20 protein-coding genes are annotated in these 19,109 nt (G+C 66.3%); 9 read left to right on the forward strand and 11 right to left on the reverse strand.

Going from position 1 to position 19,109, the window contains the following annotated elements; all coding sequences use genetic code 11:
• Positions 1 to 72: 72 nt before the first annotated feature.
• Both CV102_RS09000 and CV102_RS09005 read right to left on the reverse strand, forming a co-directional pair.
• Positions 73 to 543, reverse strand: a complete 471-nt coding sequence (locus tag CV102_RS09000) for a hypothetical protein (RefSeq protein WP_148857598.1) — start codon at positions 541 to 543, stop codon at positions 73 to 75.
• 163 nt (positions 544 to 706) lie between these two features.
• Entirely contained in the window at positions 707 to 2,593 is a 1,887-nt protein-coding gene (locus CV102_RS09005) for an outer membrane protein assembly factor BamB family protein (RefSeq protein WP_187432905.1), read from the reverse strand.
• Between the two features lie 579 nt (positions 2,594 to 3,172).
• On the opposite strand from CV102_RS09005, the gene CV102_RS09010 reads away from it, so the two are divergent.
• Positions 3,173 to 4,387: a sensor histidine kinase gene (locus CV102_RS09010; protein ID WP_148857603.1), complete on the forward strand. Its 1,215-nt coding sequence runs from the start codon at positions 3,173 to 3,175 to the stop codon at positions 4,385 to 4,387.
• Positions 4,388 to 4,437: 50 nt separating this feature from the next.
• On the opposite strand, the gene CV102_RS09015 is transcribed toward CV102_RS09010, so the two are convergent.
• The 7 genes from CV102_RS09015 to CV102_RS09045 all read right to left on the reverse strand — a co-directional run bounded on the left by CV102_RS09015 (position 4,438) and on the right by CV102_RS09045 (position 10,630).
• On the reverse strand, positions 4,438 to 4,839 hold the full coding sequence (locus CV102_RS09015) for a nitrile hydratase accessory protein (protein WP_148857605.1): 402 nt from the start codon (positions 4,837 to 4,839) through the stop codon (positions 4,438 to 4,440).
• The gene (nthA, locus tag CV102_RS09020) at positions 4,836 to 5,465 is read right to left on the reverse strand and encodes a nitrile hydratase subunit alpha (protein ID WP_148857607.1); all 630 of its coding nucleotides are present in this window, start codon (positions 5,463 to 5,465) and stop codon (positions 4,836 to 4,838) included. The genes CV102_RS09015 and nthA overlap by 4 nt, the downstream gene beginning before the upstream one ends.
• Positions 5,462 to 6,157 (reverse strand): nitrile hydratase subunit beta, encoded by a 696-nt coding sequence (gene nthB, locus CV102_RS09025; RefSeq protein WP_148857609.1) that lies wholly within the window; start codon positions 6,155 to 6,157, stop codon positions 5,462 to 5,464. The genes nthA and nthB overlap by 4 nt, the downstream gene beginning before the upstream one ends.
• A gap of 57 nt (positions 6,158 to 6,214) precedes the next feature.
• The gene (locus CV102_RS09030; RefSeq protein WP_148857611.1) at positions 6,215 to 6,973 is read right to left on the reverse strand and encodes a tRNA-dihydrouridine synthase; all 759 of its coding nucleotides are present in this window, start codon (positions 6,971 to 6,973) and stop codon (positions 6,215 to 6,217) included.
• A 1-nt stretch (position 6,974) separates the two neighbouring features.
• Positions 6,975 to 7,967, reverse strand: a complete 993-nt coding sequence (gene cofD / locus CV102_RS09035; protein ID WP_148857613.1) for a 2-phospho-L-lactate transferase — start codon at positions 7,965 to 7,967, stop codon at positions 6,975 to 6,977.
• A 90-nt stretch (positions 7,968 to 8,057) separates the two neighbouring features.
• Positions 8,058 to 8,858: an aldo/keto reductase gene (locus CV102_RS09040; RefSeq protein ID WP_148857615.1), complete on the reverse strand. Its 801-nt coding sequence runs from the start codon at positions 8,856 to 8,858 to the stop codon at positions 8,058 to 8,060.
• Between the two features lie 209 nt (positions 8,859 to 9,067).
• Positions 9,068 to 10,630 (reverse strand): hypothetical protein, encoded by a 1,563-nt coding sequence (locus CV102_RS09045; RefSeq protein WP_148857617.1) that lies wholly within the window; start codon positions 10,628 to 10,630, stop codon positions 9,068 to 9,070.
• A gap of 114 nt (positions 10,631 to 10,744) precedes the next feature.
• Between CV102_RS09045 and ligA the strand changes: the two genes are divergently transcribed.
• Positions 10,745 to 12,517, forward strand: coding sequence for an ATP-dependent DNA ligase LigA (gene ligA, locus CV102_RS09050; RefSeq protein WP_148857618.1), 1,773 nt, complete (start codon positions 10,745 to 10,747; stop codon positions 12,515 to 12,517).
• Between the two features lie 93 nt (positions 12,518 to 12,610).
• On the opposite strand, the gene CV102_RS09055 is transcribed toward ligA, so the two are convergent.
• On the reverse strand, positions 12,611 to 13,204 hold the full coding sequence (locus CV102_RS09055) for a GNAT family N-acetyltransferase (RefSeq protein ID WP_148857620.1): 594 nt from the start codon (positions 13,202 to 13,204) through the stop codon (positions 12,611 to 12,613).
• 344 nt (positions 13,205 to 13,548) lie between these two features.
• Here CV102_RS09055 and hisC point away from each other — a divergent pair, with 344 nt between their 5' ends.
• The 7 genes from hisC (at position 13,549) to CV102_RS09090 (ending at position 18,253) form a co-directional block, all read left to right on the forward strand.
• A complete protein-coding gene (gene hisC, locus CV102_RS09060; protein WP_148857622.1) occupies positions 13,549 to 14,673 on the forward strand; it encodes a histidinol-phosphate transaminase in 1,125 nt (374 codons plus the stop codon).
• The gene (locus CV102_RS09065; RefSeq protein WP_148857624.1) at positions 14,670 to 15,194 is read left to right on the forward strand and encodes an adenylate kinase family protein; all 525 of its coding nucleotides are present in this window, start codon (positions 14,670 to 14,672) and stop codon (positions 15,192 to 15,194) included. The genes hisC and CV102_RS09065 overlap by 4 nt, the downstream gene beginning before the upstream one ends.
• A complete protein-coding gene (locus CV102_RS09070) occupies positions 15,191 to 15,802 on the forward strand; it encodes a CDP-alcohol phosphatidyltransferase family protein (RefSeq protein WP_148857626.1) in 612 nt (203 codons plus the stop codon). The genes CV102_RS09065 and CV102_RS09070 overlap by 4 nt, the downstream gene beginning before the upstream one ends.
• Before the next feature lie 63 nt (positions 15,803 to 15,865).
• On the forward strand, positions 15,866 to 16,417 hold the full coding sequence (locus tag CV102_RS09075; protein WP_148857628.1) for a multiprotein bridging factor aMBF1: 552 nt from the start codon (positions 15,866 to 15,868) through the stop codon (positions 16,415 to 16,417).
• A 70-nt stretch (positions 16,418 to 16,487) separates the two neighbouring features.
• Positions 16,488 to 17,132 (forward strand): triose-phosphate isomerase, encoded by a 645-nt coding sequence (tpiA, locus tag CV102_RS09080; RefSeq protein ID WP_148857630.1) that lies wholly within the window; start codon positions 16,488 to 16,490, stop codon positions 17,130 to 17,132.
• A gap of 47 nt (positions 17,133 to 17,179) precedes the next feature.
• Positions 17,180 to 17,578 (forward strand): hypothetical protein, encoded by a 399-nt coding sequence (locus tag CV102_RS09085; RefSeq protein ID WP_148857632.1) that lies wholly within the window; start codon positions 17,180 to 17,182, stop codon positions 17,576 to 17,578.
• A gap of 63 nt (positions 17,579 to 17,641) precedes the next feature.
• Complete coding sequence (locus CV102_RS09090) at positions 17,642 to 18,253, forward strand: toll/interleukin-1 receptor domain-containing protein (RefSeq protein WP_148857634.1); 612 nt, start codon at positions 17,642 to 17,644, stop codon at positions 18,251 to 18,253.
• Here CV102_RS09090 and CV102_RS09095 read toward each other — a convergent pair.
• Positions 18,247 to 18,900 (reverse strand): J domain-containing protein, encoded by a 654-nt coding sequence (locus CV102_RS09095; RefSeq protein WP_148857636.1) that lies wholly within the window; start codon positions 18,898 to 18,900, stop codon positions 18,247 to 18,249. The genes CV102_RS09090 and CV102_RS09095 overlap by 7 nt on opposite strands.
• Positions 18,901 to 19,109: the final 209 nt, after the last annotated feature.

The following is a 19,109-nucleotide window of genomic DNA, read 5'->3' on the forward strand; positions in this document are numbered from 1 at the left end:
GCCGAACTCGAAGGGTCCAATGGTCGTGACAGCGACACTAACCAGACCCCACGATCTGAAATTCGATACCAGTCAGCAGTCCTGCTCCTCCTCGTAGACGGTGAGCGTACCGGTCTCGGTCTCGTCGTTGGCGGTGACCGTCCAGTCGTGTTCTCCGACGCCGAGGTCCCTGCTCATGACCCCGTAGTGAGCGGTATCGCACTCGCCCGCCTCGAGTTCGAGGAAGACCGGTTCGTCGATCGGGCCGATCTCGAGCGAGACCTCGACTTCGGTCGTTTCGGGACCGCGGTTGGTCACCTCGATGTCGAAGTCGGCGGCGTCTTCGGTCGGGTCGGCCTCCTCCTCGTACGGGACCGCCTCGGGAGCGTCGACCTCGAGTTCGAGATTCTCGTCGGGCTCATCACTACCGTTCTCGTCGGGCTCGTCACCGTCGTTCTCGTCGGGCTGCTGTTCCTCTTCGCCGCTCGCCCCGGCAACGAGGACACTTCCAGTTACGAGCGCTGTTCCAGTCGCCAGCACGGATCGCCGATGCCAATCTGGCATGCCTGCACCGATGTGAGGCGGGCGTATTATTACCACGTTGATAAGAACCCAGTTGCTCGTGTCGGAATCGTTTCACCCGCTTTCGAATCGGTGACCGGTTGTGCGCAGACGGTTATCCGGTCGTTCAGCCCCCGCGCTCGACCGCGCCTCGAGGACGTTACTCTCACCCGATGTCCTGCGCCCGTCGACGGAGCCACTCGAGGCCGATCGCGCCGCCGGCGATCCCTGCACCGGTGGTGAAACCGGGCATCTCGTCGGGGTCGTCCGTTCCGTCGTCGGCAGCTGCTCCGTCGTTATCCGCTTCGTCGGCCGTTTCGGGTTCTTCGTCGTCCTCTTCGATTTCGTCGTCGTCTTGGATCTCGCTGTCGTCCTCGCCACCGGTCTCGCTGTCGTCCTCGCCGCTGGTTCCGTCGTCGTCCGTTCCGCCGTTACCGGACTCGTCGTCCTGGTGCTCGTCACCTCCGCTCGATCCGCTGTCGCCGTCCTCATCGGCGGCTTCGCCTTCGTCCGCTTCGTCACCGTCCGTTTCCTCGCCGCTTTCGTAGGACTCATCGTCCGGCTCGTCGCTGGTTTCCTCCGCCGTGTCGTCGGTCTCACCTGCGCCATCGTCAGTCTCGGACTCGTCGCCGTCGTTCTCGGACTCCTCGTTGTCGTTTTCGCTCTCACCGCCGTCGTCGTTCTCGGTCTCGTCGCCGTCGTCAGTTTCCTCCTCACCAGTCTCGTCGTCGCCCTCTTCGCCGTCGTTCTCGGTCTCGTCGCCGTCGTTCTCGGTCTCGTCGCCGTCCTCATCGCCGGTTTCGTTGTCGTCCGCTTCGTCTTCGTCCTCCTCCGCTTCCTCCTCGTCGTTCGCGTCACCTTCGTCGGCGGATCGAAGGGCGGTCAGCCCTTCAGCTCGGTCGATGCAGATGATATCGTCCCCGACGATAACCTCGACGCCGAAGCCGCTCATCCACTGGCGCTCGTCGAACTCGAGTCGCCACCGCTCGGTGCCGTCCTCGAGATCGAGACCGCGGATCATATCGGGTTTCTGCGTGTCTGCGGTGTAGCCGACGACGATCGTATCGCCGACGATCACCGGCGCGCCGAAGCCGTCGACGGTCTCCTCGCTCCACGACGAACCGGACATCGTCACTTCGAGGCCGTTCCGGCCGCGGGTCACCACGGCGTCCTCGGTCGCCGCGGTCACGAACGCGTCCGAGATGGTCCGCTTGCGTTCCCTGGATTCGGTGTCGAACACGACCACTTCCTCGCCGACACCGTTCTCGATGAAGAGCGTCCCCTCGATCGCCGTGAGTCCGTCGGCGACGGTACCCAGTTCCAGGTGCTCCGTCCACTGTGCCTCTCCCGTCAGGGGATCGATCGCGGCCAGTGCGTCGGTCCCCGGGATCCCCCCGTTGCGCCGCTCGTCGAGCAACGCCCAGACCGTCGCGTTCGACGCAGCGATGGCTCCGTCGTCGGTGCTGAACCCGTAGGAGTAGTCGCTCGAGGAGTCGTCGCCGGGAGGCGAGTACGCGACGTCCATGGTATCGCGCTCCCAGCGGGGCGTGCCGTCGGCCGCGTCGAACGCGCGGAGCGTTCCGTCGACGATCACGTAAACCGTCTCGAACGCGACCGTCGGACTGGTGACGGACTCCTCGACGTCGAGTTCGACCGACCACTGCACTCCGCCGGTCTCGGTCGAGAGCGCCGTCAACTTCGACCCGGCGGTGTAGACGGCGTCTTTGGCGACCGCCGGCGTCTCGCTCGCGCCGACGTCGCTGCTCGTCCACAGCTGGCTCCCGTCGTCCGCGTCGAGGGCGTGCACCTCGCCGTTCGTCTGCAAGTAAACGGTCCCGTCGACGATCACCGGCGAGCCGTTCTCGTCGTACTGCCAGGCGATCGTCTCCGGAGCCTCGATGCTGCTCATCGACGGCCGCGAGCGCGTGTTCCGCGCGTTCCCATCGTACGAGGACCAGCCCGCTGGCTCCTCGAGGAGCGGCCGATCGCCCTCCGTAGCCGCACCGATCGAGGCGAGCAGGCTGCCAGTCGCGAGCGTTGCACCGGTCGTCATCAGGGATCGTCGGGACCAATCGGACATACACCGGACAACCTTTTTTTCGGTCATTGCTATCTGGGAGTTAGGGACAGTTGACCGGTGAGAAACAGTCACAAGCAGTGCATGCGAGGAGACCCGAACGGCGCTGATCCGCGACGGTTCCATGGCGACCGTTTCGGGCCGTCGCCGGAACCGAACTCCGACTCCATTACTCCCGATCGACCTCCGTACCGGCCGTTCGTCGACGGATACACTCGAGGCGGAGGTCCCCATCGACGGCGCCCGAACCGGTGGTAAATTCGGGATTTCCGTCGGCGTTTATCGCGTCGTTTCCGTCGCCGGTGTAACCGTTATCTGCGAGTCGTCGCCATCGATCCGACGTCTATCGTCTCCCGTTTCTCGTCTTCGGAATTGCGTGCTCCTGAACGGCGAAAATAACGCCGCGTAGCTATCGATCGCGATCCCGTCTCTCGAGACTACCCGAGTGTTCGGCGCCGTCGGTATCGTCGACATTGCCGGTATTCTCGTCCGTGACTCGCGCATCGACGGGCCTGACCGCACTGCTCATATGCGATCACGGCATAGAGGAGTGAAATGGCGCGGCGATCACGCTACGTCTCCGTATTGGGAGTTCTCCTTATCGCCGTTGCGGCCGGCCAATCGCTGCTCAAAGTTGCGAGCGGCGGTTCGGGTTTCGAGGCGCTCATCGACTTCATATTGCTCGGTTTTACCGGAGCGCTGTTCCTGTACGTCGGGAACTGGCTCTCGAGTTCGGACCTCGATCCCGAACTCTATCCGCGGATCGCGGTCTGGAGCCTCGCCGGGGTGGGCGTGATGCTCGTCTTCCTCTTCCTGCGGGTGATTCACCCCGGCGTCCCGTACGAGTTCACGTTCGGGACGAGAGCGGTCGCGCTGGCGATCGGTTCGATCGCCGGCCTCGGCATCGGCATCCACGAGGCACGGGCTATTTCGCGGGAGCAGGACGTTCAACGGCAGAACGAGCGGCTGCGCCGCGTTCAGGACCGACTCGAGCGGCAAAACGACGAGCTAACCGAGACGCAGGCGGAACTCGAATCGACGGTTCGGCAACTGGAAGCGTCGAACGAGCGGCTGGACCAGTTCGCGTCGGCAGCCTCGCACGACCTCCAGGAGCCGCTGCGGATGATCTCGAGCTACCTGCAGCTGCTGGAGGATCGCCACGACGACGACCTCGACGACGAGGCCGAGGAGTTCCTCGAGTACGCCGTCGACGGCGCCGACCGGATGCAGGTGATGGTCGACGACCTGCTGCAGTACTCGCGGGTCGACACGCGCGGCGATCCGTTCGAACCGGTCGACCTCGACGACGTGCTCGAGGACGCGCTGACGGATTTGCAGGTGTGTATCGAGGAGGAAAGCGCCGAGATCACGGCCGAGGAACTCCCCCGCGTCGAGGGCGATCGGAGTCAGCTCCGGCAGCTGTTTCAGAACCTCGTGAGCAACGCAACCGAGTACAGCGGCGACGAGCCACCTCGAATTCACATTTCCGCCGAACAGGCGGGCGACGAGTGGAAGATTTCGGTCCGCGACCACGGTATCGGCATCGATCCGGACGACCAGGAGCGCATCTTCGAAATTTTCGATCGGCTCCACAGCCACGAGGAACACGAGGGAACGGGCATCGGGCTCGCGCTCTGCAAGCGGATCGTCGAGCGCCACGACGGCGAGATCTGGGTCGACTCCGAACTCGGCGAGGGGTCGACGTTCTTCTTTACGCTCGAGTCGGGTCTCGAAACGCCGGCGCCGTCCGACGCGAACTCCGCGCTCTGAGGGGCGTCGGGTCCCCTCCGCGGCTCGAGTCCGCGCCGGAATCGGGATAGTCAGCGATCGTAACCGTCGTGGCTGTGGTCTCCGTGATCCCGCTCTCCGTCGATCCACTCCGAGGCGTCGCGTTCGCCCTCCGCGAACTCCCGCGTGCGCTCGGTCAGTTCGGCGTTCTCGAGCACGCCGTCGGCGAGGAGGAGACGCTCCAGGGCGGCGACCCATCGACGGTAGTACGCCGCCTCCGAGGCCTCCCCGTCGGCGGGGACGGCCGCTTCGTCGACCTGTTCGATCTCCGCGGCGAGTCGCTTCTGAAACGCCGTCCACTCGTAGGTTCCCTCGTCCGAGAGGGCGACCGCAACGGCGAAGGCCCGCGCCTGCCACGGGGCGTGAAAGACCGGGGCATCTTCGTCATCCTTGAGCGCGGCGAGTCGCGACGCCGGAGGCCCGTCGGCGGTCATCGCTCGCCTCCACCGAGTCGCTCGACGCCGATCATCGCGTCCCGGCTCACGAGGTCGACCAGCTCGTCCTCGTCCATCCCCGCGGTTCCCGGCGGCCGCTGCGGGAGCACCATGTACCGGAGTTCGGAGGTGCTGTCGTGGACGTGGATCTCGACGTCCGAGGGAAGGTCGGTGTCGAACTCCTCTGCGAGTAGCGTCCGCGGCTCCTTCACCGCGCGCGACCGGTACGCAGGCGTCTTGTACCACGTCGGCGGCAGCCCGAGCAGCGCCCACGGGTAACACGAGCAGAGCGTACAGACCACCAGGTGGTGCTCGTCCGGCGCGTTCGCGACGACCTCGAGGTCGATCGCATCGCCGTCGACGTCGACGACCTCCGATGCAGCGGCCATCCCGTCCTCGAGGAGTCGCTCGCGGTACGCGTCGTCGGTCCACGCGCGGGCGACGACGCGGGCGCCGTTGAGCGGGCCGATCTCGTCCTCATAGGTGGCGATGACGTCGTCGACGGCGTCGCTCGAGAGCAGTTCCTTCTCGATCAGCAGCGACTGGAGCGCGCGGACGCGCGCCTCCGGGTCGTGTTCGCGGGCGTGCTCGTCGGGATCGAACTCGTCCTCGTCGGCGTCGGTCATCGTTCCCCCTCCGTCCCGGCGTCGGCCGGCTTCAGGTACGACTCCCACAGATCGAGGGTGACGCTGACGCCGGGTTCGGCGTCCTCTCCCCACAGCTCCGCGCCGTCGAAGGCCACCTGGTAGAGCGGTTCGGCGCCGTCCCGGCCGTGGGCGCGAGCGTCGGGGAGGACGTGGGTTCCGCGATGAGCGACCACCTCGCCGCGGGCGCGGCGGGCGTAGCGCGGACAGCGGGTGTGTCCGTCCGGGTGCGCGTTCCGGACCGCAACCGCGTCGCCTACGGAAAACGACGGCGATTCCTCGTCGGCGTCGGTCGCGTAGGAGTCGGCGACGCCGGCGGCGAGCCGTCCGAGCATGTCGGGTTCCTCGTACTCCGGAACGATCGCGTTTCCGGCCTCGAACGCTTCGGCTCGGGCTGCGAAGGCCTCGGGATCGATCGCGTCGTTCTCGACTAACAACCGCGTGAGTGCGGTGACCCAGCGGTCGTAGTAGCTCGACTCGAGGTAGAAATCCGGCGGCATCCGTTCGATGCTGTGGCGAAACTCGTCGATCGAGGCGAACCGGTTTCCCAGCGTGGCGACGAACGTCGCGTACGTCTCGCCCTCCCAGCGCTCGTGGAAGGTTTCGCTCTCGCCCCCGTCGTACGGGACCGGACCGAACCCGTCCATCCCGCCGAGATCGTGGATCCCGTTCATGGCACTCCCGTGTACAGTAATCGTGATAAACCTAGCTGCCGGCCGCGCTCCGGCGACTCATCGAGACGCCGTCTCGAGGTTGGACCGGAGGTGTCGGTTCGCGGCCGCCAGCACGCGCTCGAGCACGACCGGATCGTCGCTGGGTCGGCCGACGCTGACCGCGTCGGCGCCGTACTCGGCGTACTCGCGGACCGTCTCCTCGTCGCGCACGCCGTTGTTGGCGATGACGTAGCAATCGGCCGCGTCGACGACGTTCGCGACCGCGGACTCGGTGTCCATCGCGTCGACGTGGACGAACGACGCGCCCGCGTCCTCGAGCGCTCGCGCGAGCGCGGGGAGGTCGACCCCGGGTACCTCCGCGCGGACCTTGACGCCGACGGTGGCGCCGGTTTCGGCGGCGCGCTCGACGTATTCGCGGAGGCGGTCGGCGTCCTGCAGCAGCGTCTCGCCACAGCCGACCGCGCACAGTTCGCCCTGGCGGCAGTGGGCGTTGATTTCGAGAAACGCGTCTCGGTCGCGACAGACGCGAGCGACGTCGACGACCGGTTCTATAGTCGTGCTCCGGACGTTGAACGCCGGCTGGATCGGCGTGTCCTCGAGCGCGGCGAGTTGGCTGTCGACGAACTCGAGGGGGTCGTCGGGGAGGAACTCGTTGCGGTCGCGGTCGTGTACCATCTCTCGAGCGGCCGCTCTCGCGTCTGCGTCGAGGGCGATGCCGCCGAGGAACGCCGCCCCGGCGTACTCCGAACCGGCATGGGCCCAGTCGGCGTCCGCCTCGCCGCTGAGACTCGCCAGCGCGAGCGGTGGCTCGAACATCTCAGCTCACGAGGCCGATCGCCTCGTCGACCGCGCCGATCACGCGCTCGGCGTCGGTCGGCTCGTCGATTCTGATGTCGGTTCGGACCGTCGGCCGCTCGAAGGTCGCGTCGTCGCCCTCGTCGATCACGAACGCGTCGGCGAACGCGTACGCCTCGGCGAGCCCCTCGGTGCTCGGCTCGTAGCCGACGGCGGCCATCAGCTCGGCGGCGGGCCCCGAGAACGCCTCGTCCCCGAGGAACGGCGAGACGGCGACGACCGTCGTCTCCTCGAGCGCGTCGGCGATCCCCGGGACGGCGAGCATCGGCCCGATGCTGGTGACGGGGTTCGATGGCCCGAGGACGACGGTTTCGGAGAGCGCCTCGAGCACGCCCGGCGCGGGCTCGGCGGTCTCGGCGCCGCGGAACTCGACCGTCTCGACGGTCGGCTCGCCCCGGTTCGCGACCCAGTACTCCTGAAAGTGCATCGTCCCGTCGGGGGTGTGGACGAGGCTGGCAACGGGGTCGTCGCTCATCGGCAGGAGATCGAACTCGAGGCCGAACGCGTCGGCGAGCGTTTCGGTCGCCTCGCTCAGCGAGTACCCCTGGTCGAGCAGACTCGTCCGTGTGATGTGGACTGCCCGGTCGCGGTCGCCGATCGTCATGAACTCCGCGACGCCCGAGAACCGGCGCCAGGCGGCGATCTCTCGGCCCGTGGTCTGTTTCGCCTCGTCTAAGTACTGCGGCCCGCCGGGGAGGTCCACGGCGTCGGCGAGCGCCATCAACTCCTCGTTTGTCTCGTGGGTGTCGCCCTCGATCCCCCACCAGGTCTCCCGATCGAGGACGTCGCCGCCCTGGAAGAGCACGGTGTCGACGTCCGGCGAGACGAGGAGTCCCCCGAGTTCGACGTCGTCGCCGGTGTTGGCGACGACCGTCGTCTCCGACGGCGAAAACGCGACGGCGGCACCGTCCAGCAGCTTCGGCGTCCCGGTGCCCCCGGAGAGGAACGTAACCATACGCGACACTCTCGAGTGAGGGGCCTTAATGGCTTCCGGGTGTCGGTCGGAACGACTGTCGGCTCGAGTGACCGTTGCCTCGAGCGACGACTACCGGTTCCAGGCCGCTTCGTCCGGATCGACCAGCCGCTCTCCTCGATCGAGGCCGTCGATCCGCTCGCGTTCGTCCTCGCTCAGGTCGATCTCGAGAGCGTCGTAGTTCTCTCGAATGTGCTCGCCGCTTCCCTTCGGAATCGGGACGACGCCGTCGCGCTCGTAGTGCCAGGCCAGCGCGATCTGGACCGGCGTCGCGTCGTGGGCGTCGGCGATCTCCTGTAAGTCGTCGATCTCGTTCACCTCGGCCTTCGCGATCGGACAGTACGCGACCGTCTGCACGTCGTGCTCCCGCGAAAAGGAGACGAGATCGTCCTGCTGGAGACGCGGGTGGAGTTCGACCTGGTTGGCGATGGGCGGCGACTCGAGGATCTCCAGTGCCTCCTCGAGCAACTCGATCGTGAAGTTGCTGACGCCGACGTTGCGAGCCCACCCGCGGTCGCGGACCTCGTCGAACGCCGGCAGCGTCTCTTCGGGATCGTAGGCGCCGGTCGGCCAGTGAACGTACAGCAGGTCGACGGCGTCGACGCCCAGGCGCTCGAGGCTCTCTTCGGCCGTCTCGATCACGTCGTCGTGCGCGAGGTTCGACGGGTGGACCTTCGTCGCGAGGAAGACGTCTTCGCGGTCGACGTCGGCCCGCTCGAGGGCGCGGCCGACGGCCTCCTCGTTGTCGTACATCTGGGCCGTGTCGACGTGTCGGTAGCCGGTCTCGAGGGCCGTGACGACGGCCTCGGTGCAGGCGTCTCGGTCGTGGCCCGACGTACCGAAGCCTGGTTGCGGAATGTCGTTCGAGGGCATGGGGGACGGTACAGCGACGCGACACTCGGTGGTGTGGAAACCGGCAAAACGGGTTCTGGAGAACGATCCGATGGGCGTGTTCCGTACGGGTGGTCCACTGGGCAGAAAATTCGACGGGTACCTAACCGTGATGCGAAATGAGAGTCGTCTCTTTCACCGCTCTGAGTGTCACGGTCGAACGGCGTCGCCGTCTCTACCGTCGAGATCCGCTACTGCTCGACGATCCAGTCCGCGAAGCTGCCCTCGAGCAGCGTTTCGGACTGGTGCTCGACGTACGCCTGCTGCATCGACTCGATCGCGGTCGCCAGATCGGCGCCGGCTTCGAGTTCGGCGCGAACCCGATCGCGCTTCCAGCTCGCGGGCGTGGTCTTCTGACGAACCCGGCGGCGAAGCGGGTAGAGGTACTTTGCGGCGTCCTCCTCGGTCAGCCCGCGGTTCGTCAGGCCGTCCTCGGCGTGGGCGAGCAGGTCCTCGTAGAGTTCGAGCCGGTCGGTGGTCTCCTTGCCGTCGTTGGTGATCCAGGTGAGTTCGGCGTCGAACCCGTCGCGCATCGCAGCGTAGAAGTTCTCGTGGGCGACCGCCCAGTCGAGTTCGAGGACCGGGTGCTCGAGTCGGGTCAGGCTCTCGAGCAGGCCGGCGAAGGCGGCGAGGAAGGCGATCGAGTCCCGGACGGTCGGCTGGGCGGGGATCGGACGCAACTCGATTCGGGCGTTGGCGGCCGACCGGGTCGGCCCGCCGAACACCGGCCGAACCCACCGCCAGTAGGTGCCGTGCTTGCGCCGGAAGTGCGAGAACCCGTCGTCGAACCGTTCGCCGGGTTCGACGGGCATCGGAACGATGGTGTCGTCCGACGCGATCCGATCGATCGCCTCGTCTACGCTCTCCAGATCGCGCGGGAATCGGACCTTCCCCTCGCCGGTGGCGGGATCGTTGAGAACCGTCTCGAAGACGCTGATCCGGTGTTCCATCCAGGCGTCCTCGAGGATCTCCTCGGCGGTGGCGTCCTCGTCGTACAGATCGGGCGGGAAGAACGGGGAGTTGACGCCGAGTGCGAGCAGCGGCCCGGCGACGCGCAGCGCGTAATTAAAGTAGATCGGAAGGTCGGGCGCGTGGGCCACCTGGTAGTGGGGCTGGATCGACGTGATCAGGCTCTCGGGCATGACGGTGTCGGCCTGGAGGGAGACGTGGGGGGCGTCGATGCACATTCCCGCCGTATCCGCTCCGGTCGTGTTCGCCATCGCGTGATAACGCGCGGAGTCGCTCATGTTCGTCGCGATACGAATCGTCCGCTCGGTCCCGTCGGCGGCCGTCACCCTCTGCTCGATACTGTCGCTGAGGTAGGTGGCCGAGTCCTCTCCTTCCGGCGGAATCGTCCAGAGGCCGTCGCTGACCAGGCGCATACGCTCGGACTGGGTGACTCGCAGCGCGGTCTGCAGGCGCGCCTTGATCTCCGCCTCCTGGGCGACCAGTCCGTACGTGCTCAGGGGCTGCGGACTGGTCGTCATCTCGGCGTTGTGGAGCCCGAGTTCCTTCTCGAAGCCGATGAGTTCGAGCAGCCGCCGCGGGACTCGCCGGAGCGTACAGTCGTCGGACTTGACGGCGTAGAACTCGTACTCGAAGCCGACGATCGCTTGCGGGTTGTCGAAGACGCCGTCCTCGACGGCCTCTTTGATCACCTCGGCGTCCGCCTCGGCCCGCCCGCGGAAATCCTCGGCGTCAACCGACAGCACGTCCGCAACTCGTGCTGCGAGTTCCGCCTCTTCTGGTGGCATACTCCCGAGTGCGCGCTCGACTGTCTTGAAAGCACGTCTCTCGGCCGCCGTTGCGACGGCGTCTCCGCCCGGTCTCCGAATCGTTTTACCTGCCCCGACGGCTACACACTGCCGATGGAGTTCGCCACGTTCGCCGACCGTGCCGCTGCGATCGAAGCCGAACCCGCCGACCTCGAGATCATCGCCCACGTCACGGCGCTGCTCGAGGAGGCCGCCGACGGCGAGGATCGTTCCGCAGATGCCGCGGCGGAGCCACAGACCCTCGAGATCGTCGCCCGGTTCGTCCAGGGACGGGTCTTTCCGGCCTGGGAGTCGACGACGCTCGATATCGGACCGAACACCTGCTACGAGGCGATCGCTCGCGCGGCGGGAACCAACGTCGACGCCGACGACGTCGAGGAGCGACTCGCCGAGGTCGGCGAGATCGGCGACGTGGCGGCGAGCTACGAGTTCGGCGGCCAGCAGGGGCTGGGCGCGTTCACGGGCGGCGGTGACGAGAACGGCGCCGGCGGCGACCTCACCGTCCGCGAGGTCGACGAGACGCTGACCGACCTCGCGGCGGCCGAGGGTTCGGGCAGTCAGGACCGCAAGGAGGACCTGCTGTTCGGCCTCTTCAACCGCTGCTCGAGCGACGAAGCGCGCTACCTCGCCCGCCTCGTGCTGTCGGAGATGCGCATCGGCGTCGGCGAGGGGACGGTCAGGGACGCGATTAGCGAGGCGTTCGACGTCCCCACGGAGAGCGTCGAACGCGCCCTGCAGGTCTCGAACGATTACAGCGAGGTCGCTCGAGTCGCCCACGAGGAGGGACAGGACGGGCTCGACTCCATGGACCTCGAGATCGGCCGGCCCGTCCAGGCGATGCTCGCCCAGGCCGGGACGGTGACGAACGCGCTCGAGGAGTGGGACGAGGCCGCCGTCGAGTGGAAGTACGACGGGGCTCGCGTGCAGTTGCACCACGAACCCGCCCCGGACGCGGCGGAGACGTCCGACGCGACGAACGGTGCGGCGGGCGAGACGCGCGTCTTCTCGCGCAACATGGAGGACGTCACCGACGCGCTTCCCGAGGTCGTCGAGTTCGCCGCCAAGCACCTCGAGGAGCCGACCATCCTCGACGGCGAGGTCGTCGCCATCGACGACGAGGGCAGTACACTGCCGTTCCAGGAGGTGCTCAAGCGCTTCCGGCGCAAACACGACGTCGCGAAGGCCCGCGAGGACGTCGCGGTCCGCCCGGTCTTCTTCGACTGCCTGCACGCCGGCGGCGAGGACCTGCTCGAGGAGCCGCTGACGACCCGCCACGAGCGACTCGAGGCCGTGCTGAGAGACGATCCCGAGCAAGAGCCCGAGGACGTCGACGGTCTCTCCCTGCTGTGGCGCACAAAGGATTCCGACGTGATCGAGTCGATCGACGCCGAGGCCCTCGAGGCGGGCCACGAGGGGATCATGCTCAAGAACCCCGACTCGACGTACTCGCCGGGCCGCCGTGGGAAGAACTGGCGCAAGCGCAAACCGGACGTCGAGACCCTCGACTGCGTCGTGACGGGTGCGGAGTGGGGCGAGGGCCGGCGGGCGACGTTTTTGGGTACTTTCGAGCTCTCGGTACGTAATGGAGACGATCTCGAGACGGTCGGCAAGGTCGCGACCGGCATCACGGACGAAAAGCTCGCGGAGCTGACGGAACTGCTCGAGCCACACATCGCCGCCGAGGACGGTCAGGAGGTGGACCTCGAGCCCGAAGTCGTCTTCGAGGTCGGCTACGAGGAGATCCAGCGCTCGCCCACGTACTCGTCGGGCTACGCCCTGCGCTTCCCGCGGTTCGTCGGGGTGCGTTCGGATAAGGGGCCGGCGGATGCGGAGACGCTCGATCGACTCGAGCGACTTCGAAAGTAAGGGTCGTTGTTAACTGTCGGTTCGGGTAGTGCTGAGATCCGATTCGTTGACCGCGATAGTACCCGAAACGGGCGTTTCGTAGAGATGAGCACCCTAACGCTCGGTCGCCTCGAAGTATTCTGCTCGTGAAATCGTATATCTATGCACGTCCGCAACGGTGTCGTCCAGCGAAAGCCAATTCCGCAGAAGTCCCTCGTATTGGCCATCGTACCGTTCGACATACTTGTCGATTGCCCGTCGTGACTTCTCGTTCCCGTCGATATGGGCGGCAACGACGAGTTCGAGGTCAAGTCGGTCGAACGCCACGGAGAGGAGGGCATCGGCTCGCTCACCGGAATATCCGCGCCCCCAAAACTGCTTGTCAAGAAGGATACCAAGGTTAGCGGACTGTTTTTCCCAGTGCGGATACAGTCCTGTCGTTCCGGCGATAACGCCTTCCCCGTCTTCCCCCTCGTTCGGTCGGATCACGTATTTTGCACCCTCGACGTCGTCCCACAGTTCTTCAGCTTCGTCTACGTAGTCATACGTCTCTTTCACCGTCTCGTGAGGCGACGAATCCCAATACTCGAACATCTCCTCCGTATCGTCTCCATCGGAGTAGAGTTCGTGAAGAGCGAATACATCGACGGAATCGTGCGAAATTCGGTCGAGGCTGAGTCGGTCCGTCTCGATGCGCTCAGGGAACATACTGTATCACCCGCTGTCGGAAGCAATAATTGTGGTATGTAACTGCCCCGTTTTGTTGCAGACGATCCCGATCGAGTGATCCGATCAAAAAGCACTCTGCACGTAACACGGTGATCGAGATCCAGCAAAACCGACTCTATCCTGACAACGGGGGATCGCCGCGTCCTCCCCAACCGACTCGCTCAGTCACTTCGTTCCCTCGCTCGTCCCTCGCACGATTTGGTCCCGCGGTTCGCTCACTGCTCACCGCGGGACAGCGCGCGCCACAGCAAGATGAACGGTCTGGGACGAGCGACTGACCCCATGTAAGCACCCTTAAGAGCCATCGGGAACAGCATTGGCGTATGCAACCGCGCGACCTGTCCGACCACGTCGCCTACGAGGCGGGTCGAGGCATCGAGGAGGTCGCCCGCGAACTCGGGCGCGACCCCTCGGAGTTCATCAAACTCGCCTCGAACGAGAACCCGCACGGCCCCTCGCCGGCCGCCGCCGTGGCCATCCGCGAGGCGGCCTCGAGCGTGAGTTCCTACCCGAAGTCCGCTCACACCGACCTCAGTGCTGCGATCGCCGACCGCTGGGACGTCGACCCGTCCCAGGTCTGGCTCGCCAACGGCGGCGACGGTGCGATCGACTACCTCTCTCGGGCCATGCTCGAACCCGACGACGACGTTCTCGTTCCCTCGCCGGGCTTCGCCTACTACGGGATGAGTGCCCGCTTCCACCACGGCGACGTTCGCGAGTACGAACTCGAGCGCGCCGAAGACTTCGCACAGACGCCCGAGACGGTCCTCTCGGCGTACGACGACGACCGGATCGTCTACCTGACCAGTCCGCACAACCCGTCGGGGTCGACGGTCGACCTCGCGGACGTCGAGCGGATCGCCGAGGAGACCGGCGACGACAGCCTCGTGGTCGTCGACGAAGCCTACGGCGAGTTCGCCGACGTCGATAGCGCCGTCGCGCTGCTCGAGGGCCGCGACGGCTTCGAGGCTCGCGACGACGTCGCCGTTTTGCGCACGTTCTCGAAGGCCTACGGCCTCGCCGGACTGCGTCTCGGCTACGCGATCGTGCCCGAGGAGTGGGCCGACGCCTACGCCCGCGTCAACACGCCGTTCGCCGCGAGCGAACTCGCCTGCCGAGCGGGTCTCGCCGCCATCGACGACGACGAGCACGTCGAGCGAACCCTCGAGACGGCGCGGACGTCCCGCGAGTACATGCGCGAACACCTGGACGCGCACGTCTGGCCGAGCGAGGGGAACTTCGTGCTCGTGGCCGTCGGCGACGCAACGGCCGTCGCCGAGGAAACCCGGGAGCGCGGCGTCATCGTCCGGGACTGCTCGAGTTTCGGGCTTCCGGGCTGTATCCGCGTCACCTGCGGCACCGAAGCGGAGACCGACCGGGCGGTCGAGACGATCAACGCTGTCCTCGAGGACGTCGCACCCGAAAGCAGGGAGGTGTCCGAGGCGTGAGGGTCGCCGTCACCGGGACCCCGGGGACGGGCAAGACCACTGCAACAGAACGACTCCGGGAAGAGACTGACCTCGAGGTGATCCACCTCAACGAGGTGCTCGAGGAGGAGGAACTCTACACCGAGGTCGACGCGGATCGCGAGAGCAAGATCGCGGACCTCGACGGGCTGGCAGCGTGGCTCGACGACGCCGAGGACGCCGAGGACGCGGTGATCGAATCCCACCTCGCACATCACTTCGAGGTCGACCGCGTCGCCGTCCTGCGCTGTCACCCCGAGACGCTCGAGGAGCGCCTGCTCGAGCGCGGTGAAACCGAGGCCAAGGCGAGCGAGAACGCCGAGAGCGAGGCGCTCGACGTCATCCTCGCCGAGGCGGTCGAAGAGCACGGGCTCGAGTCCGTGTACGAGATCGACACGACCGATCTGGCCCCCGAGGCGGTCGCGACCGAACTCGAGGCGGTCGTCGCGGGCGACCGAGAGCCGAGCGCCGGCGAGGTCGACTTCGTGGGGTACCTCGAATGACCCTCGACAAGCTTCGACCGTACGTCTCGCGATTCCTCGACCCGTTCGTCAAGGGGTTCGACCGCATCGGGATGACGCCCGACGGCGTCAGCCTGCTGGCGTTCGGGATGGCGGTGCTGGCTGCGTTCGCGTTCCTGCTCGGCGGGCGGGCGGATCCCGTCTGGTTCGTCGCCGCCGCGACGCTGGTCTTCCTGAACGGCTGGCTGGACATCATCGACGGCGCACTCGCACGCGAACAGCAGGTCGCCTCGGCGGGTGGCGATCTCCTCGACCACGTCATCGACCGCTACGCCGACATCGTCATCATCGGCGGACTGGCCGCCGGGGTTGGAGACTACTTTCTCGGCTTCCTCGCGGTAACGGGGGTCGTGATGACCTCGTACCTGGGAACGCAGGCCCAGGCCGTCGGCCTCGACCGGGTCTACGGCGGACTCGTCGGCCGCGCCGACAGACTGGCGATCATCGGCCTCGTCGGCTTCCTCGCCTATCCCCTGTCGGGCGAGTACGGCGGACTGACGCTGATCGGCTGGCTGCTGGTCTTTCTGGCGGTCGTCGGCCACCTCACCGCACTCCAGCGGTTCTACTACGCCTGGGTGGCACTCGACTGAGCGCGTTCCACGCTCTGGGACTGCGCCGCATGGTTTATCACTCGCCGCGATATAGATTCCTCTATGGTTCAATGCGAGATGTGTGGCACCGAGACGTCGTCTCCGAAGACGATCAAGGTCGAGGGTGCGAAGCTGGACGTGTGTTCGAACTGTACCGATTTCGGTACTGAGATCAAGCAGTCCTCGTCGAGTTCGAGCACGTCGACGAAGTACTCGACCGGGTCGAGTTCCTCCTCGTCCTCGAGTTCGAGTGCCAGCAGCGGTTCGACGAGTGGCGGCTCGAGTTCCTCGAGTTCCGGTGGCTCGCGCCGGCAGGACATGTTCGACGACATGGACGAACTCGCGACCGATTACGACGAGCGCGTCCGGTCCGCCCGCGAGAAGAAGGGGCTCAGCCAGTCCGACCTCGCGAACGAACTCAACGAGAAGGCAAGTCTCATCCGAAAGATCGAACGCGGGGACACGCTCCCGAGCGACCGGGTCCAGTCGAAACTCGAGAGCTTCCTCGAAGTCGATCTGAACGCCGAGGGCGCCTCCGCTGACGACTCGGAGTGGTCCGGCGGCTCCTCCTCGGGAAGTTACACGCTCGGCGACGTCGTCAAACGGAAGGACTGACCGACTCGGTTCGGGTGGGCCGCTGCCCCGACTCGCAAGCTATTTCTTTCCTGCGGCAGGCGTCTCTCCTATGTTCGTTCTCGTAAACCTCAAGACGTACCCGTGTGATCCGATCGAAGTCGCGGAAGCCGTCCGCGACGTCGACGAGCGCACCGACGCCCGTCTGGGCGTCGCTCCACAGGCCGCTCACCTCGAGCGCGTCGCCGAGACGGGCGTCGAGACGTGGGCCCAGCACGTCGATCCGATCGAGCACGGCAGTAACACTGGCCACACGCTCGCCGAGTCGGTCGCCGACGCGGGTGCGGCCGGGACGCTGATCAACCACTCCGAACAGCGGCTGAAACTCGCCGATATCGACGGCTCGGTTCGTGCAGCCGACCGCGCGGGACTCGAGACGGTCGTCTGTGCGAACAACCCGGCCCAGATCGGCGCCGCTGCGGCGCTCGGTCCCGACGCCGTCGCCGTCGAACCGCCGGAACTCATCGGAACCGGGACGCCGGTCAGCCAGGCCGATCCCGACGTCGTCGAGGACGCCGTCGACGCGGCTGCGAGCGTCGATTCCGACGTATCGGTGCTCTGCGGCGCCGGAATCAGTACCGGCGACGACGTCGTCGCCGCGGCCGACCTCGGCGCGGAGGGCGTGTTGCTCGCGAGCGGCGTCGCGAAGGCCGACGATCCGACGGCTGCCCTCGAGGATCTCGTGGAACCGCTCTGATCGCGGGCTCCCGATCACTTTTTTCGACGCCGAACCAATGCGTCGGTATGACATCCGAGCCACCGGTCGGCGTCGCACTCGAGAACCGTCTCATGAGCAACGGAATCTACGTGACGGACGTCGCGTGGCTCGACGACGATCCGGCCGCTGACGATCTGCCTCGAGACGGCACGGGGTTGACTCTCACGTACGAAACCGTCTCCGAGTCGGCGGCCGTGACGAGCGACGAGGTGAGCGCCGTCGTTCGGACGCTCCTCTCGGTCGCCGAGGAGCGAGAGTGGACACCCGGTCGCCTCGAGGTGACCTCTCGGACGACCGACGGAGCGCTGCGCGGTCGCTGGCACGTCGAGGAAGAGTGGTTCGCGGGGCTCGGAACGGAGCTCTCGGAGATCGAGTTCTCCCAGCGGGTTCTCGAGACGGTCGACAACGTGTCGGTCGACACATAGTTCCGAGCGGAACGAACACGAACGTTGATATGTATCTGCAGCCTATCTTTCGTAGATCTCGTCATGACCGGAGAACAGCTCTACGTCTCGCACGCACCCGCCGATCTCGACCTGGTCCAGGACCTGTTCTCGACGGTCAGGAACTTCCCCGTCGGCGTCCACGTCGCGCTCGAAGAGGTCGAATCCGGCCGCTCGCGCAAGCGACTCGAGGGGCGGATCGCGAACAGCAACGTCGTCGTTGCGGTGTTGACGGAGCAGTCAGCCGACAGCCAGTGGGTCGACCAGGAGATCGGGTACGCGCTGGCCAAGGGGATCCCCGTCCTGCCGCTGTACACCGACGCCGATCTCCGGGGTGGATTTCTCACCGATGTCGAGGGTGTGGCGATCGACCGAGACGATCTCTCCCGGACGATTTTCGAACTTCTCTGCCGGCTCCGACGGGAACTCGCCCCGCTGGGCGCACTCTCGGTTCCGAACTGGTACATCCAGTTCGCGTGTACGAGCGCCCGGTGTACGCACCCCGTCGTCCTCGAACTCGAGGAAGCCCAGCCGAAGCTCTGGAAGCGTCACGAACACGGCAAACTGCTCTCCACCTCGTGTGCGGACTGCGGAACGACGTACGCCTTCGATCCGGCGACGATCGGGTACGTTCGCCGTAAAAACGCCGTTCAGTGATCGTCTTCCCGGAGCCTGTCGTACGCGTCCGTGACCAGCTTGAACGCGGATTTGCTCCCGCTCTTCCGGTCGGGATGGGCGCGCTTGACCTGCTCGTGGAACGCCGTTCGAACCTCGTCGGCGTCGGCCCCCGGTTCGACGCCGAGGATTTCGCGGGCCCGTTCGCGCTGCATCGCGACCCGCTCGAGTATCCCGCGATCCTCGGCCTCTGCCTTGCACGACGAGCAGAGTCGCTCGGTTCGGTCGTCGATCGTCGTGGCGAGAAACAGTTCCTCGGCGACCCACTCGGCACACTGGCTACACCGGTTCAGGGCCCCGTCGGGTTCGTCCGCCGATTCCGTCTCGTCCCCGTCGGCTTCGCCGGGAACCTCGTCCGTACACGATGGACAGCAGGTCACGACGGTGCCGTCGTCCAGGACGAGTTCCTCGAGGTCCCGGCGTCGGAACGTTCCCGCACAGCCGTCGCACGTCCCGCGTCGGCTGTCCGGCGTATCGGACGTTCTGGCAGCGTTGCGAGCGTGGGGTTCACATGCCGGACAGCAGGCGACTCGCTCTCCGTTCGGCATCGTCACCGTCGTCAACCGCTCCAGCGCGGTTCGACGGCCACAGCCGTCACAACACGCTCGACGTTCGCCCGCCACACTCATCACGCGATTGATTTATCTTCTTCCTACTTCAGTGCTGTCTCCGTTCGGTCCGTCACGACAGGCCGGCGCCGACGCCGGCTAGGAACTGCTTACGCGATCCGCCGATCCGGTTACGCGGAGCGAAAGGAGCAGATAACGAAGTTCCAAGGAGCCGTCCGAACAGCCGTGCGAGGTGGCCCTCGCACGAAGATGCGTCTGTCCAAAGGTCC

It is taken from the genome of Natronococcus pandeyae, assembly GCF_008122205.1.
In the GTDB taxonomy this organism is placed as follows: Archaea; Halobacteriota; Halobacteria; order Halobacteriales; family Natrialbaceae; genus Natronococcus; species Natronococcus pandeyae.

What these genes read in the sequence shown, in the direction of transcription:
- CV102_RS09000 (WP_148857598.1), bottom strand. Translation starts at nt 543, where the DNA reads ATGCCAGATTGGCATCGGCGATCCGTGCTGGCGACTGGAACAGCGCTC.
- CV102_RS09005 (WP_187432905.1), bottom strand. Translation starts at nt 2,593, where the DNA reads ATGACGACCGGTGCAACGCTCGCGACTGGCAGCCTGCTCGCCTCGATC.
- CV102_RS09010 (WP_148857603.1), top strand. Translation starts at nt 3,173, where the DNA reads ATGGCGCGGCGATCACGCTACGTCTCCGTATTGGGAGTTCTCCTTATC.
- CV102_RS09015 (WP_148857605.1), bottom strand. Translation starts at nt 4,839, where the DNA reads ATGACCGCCGACGGGCCTCCGGCGTCGCGACTCGCCGCGCTCAAGGAT.
- nthA (WP_148857607.1), bottom strand. Translation starts at nt 5,465, where the DNA reads ATGACCGACGCCGACGAGGACGAGTTCGATCCCGACGAGCACGCCCGC.
- nthB (WP_148857609.1), bottom strand. Translation starts at nt 6,157, where the DNA reads ATGAACGGGATCCACGATCTCGGCGGGATGGACGGGTTCGGTCCGGTC.
- CV102_RS09030 (WP_148857611.1), bottom strand. Translation starts at nt 6,973, where the DNA reads ATGTTCGAGCCACCGCTCGCGCTGGCGAGTCTCAGCGGCGAGGCGGAC.
- cofD (WP_148857613.1), bottom strand. Translation starts at nt 7,967, where the DNA reads ATGGTTACGTTCCTCTCCGGGGGCACCGGGACGCCGAAGCTGCTGGAC.
- CV102_RS09040 (WP_148857615.1), bottom strand. Translation starts at nt 8,858, where the DNA reads ATGCCCTCGAACGACATTCCGCAACCAGGCTTCGGTACGTCGGGCCAC.
- CV102_RS09045 (WP_148857617.1), bottom strand. Translation starts at nt 10,630, where the DNA reads ATGCCACCAGAAGAGGCGGAACTCGCAGCACGAGTTGCGGACGTGCTG.
- ligA (WP_148857618.1), top strand. Translation starts at nt 10,745, where the DNA reads ATGGAGTTCGCCACGTTCGCCGACCGTGCCGCTGCGATCGAAGCCGAA.
- CV102_RS09055 (WP_148857620.1), bottom strand. Translation starts at nt 13,204, where the DNA reads ATGTTCCCTGAGCGCATCGAGACGGACCGACTCAGCCTCGACCGAATT.
- hisC (WP_148857622.1), top strand. Translation starts at nt 13,549, where the DNA reads ATGCAACCGCGCGACCTGTCCGACCACGTCGCCTACGAGGCGGGTCGA.
- CV102_RS09070 (WP_148857626.1), top strand. Translation starts at nt 15,191, where the DNA reads ATGACCCTCGACAAGCTTCGACCGTACGTCTCGCGATTCCTCGACCCG.
- CV102_RS09075 (WP_148857628.1), top strand. Translation starts at nt 15,866, where the DNA reads ATGGTTCAATGCGAGATGTGTGGCACCGAGACGTCGTCTCCGAAGACG.
- tpiA (WP_148857630.1), top strand. Translation starts at nt 16,488, where the DNA reads ATGTTCGTTCTCGTAAACCTCAAGACGTACCCGTGTGATCCGATCGAA.
- CV102_RS09085 (WP_148857632.1), top strand. Translation starts at nt 17,180, where the DNA reads ATGACATCCGAGCCACCGGTCGGCGTCGCACTCGAGAACCGTCTCATG.
- CV102_RS09090 (WP_148857634.1), top strand. Translation starts at nt 17,642, where the DNA reads ATGACCGGAGAACAGCTCTACGTCTCGCACGCACCCGCCGATCTCGAC.
- CV102_RS09095 (WP_148857636.1), bottom strand. Translation starts at nt 18,900, where the DNA reads ATGAGTGTGGCGGGCGAACGTCGAGCGTGTTGTGACGGCTGTGGCCGT.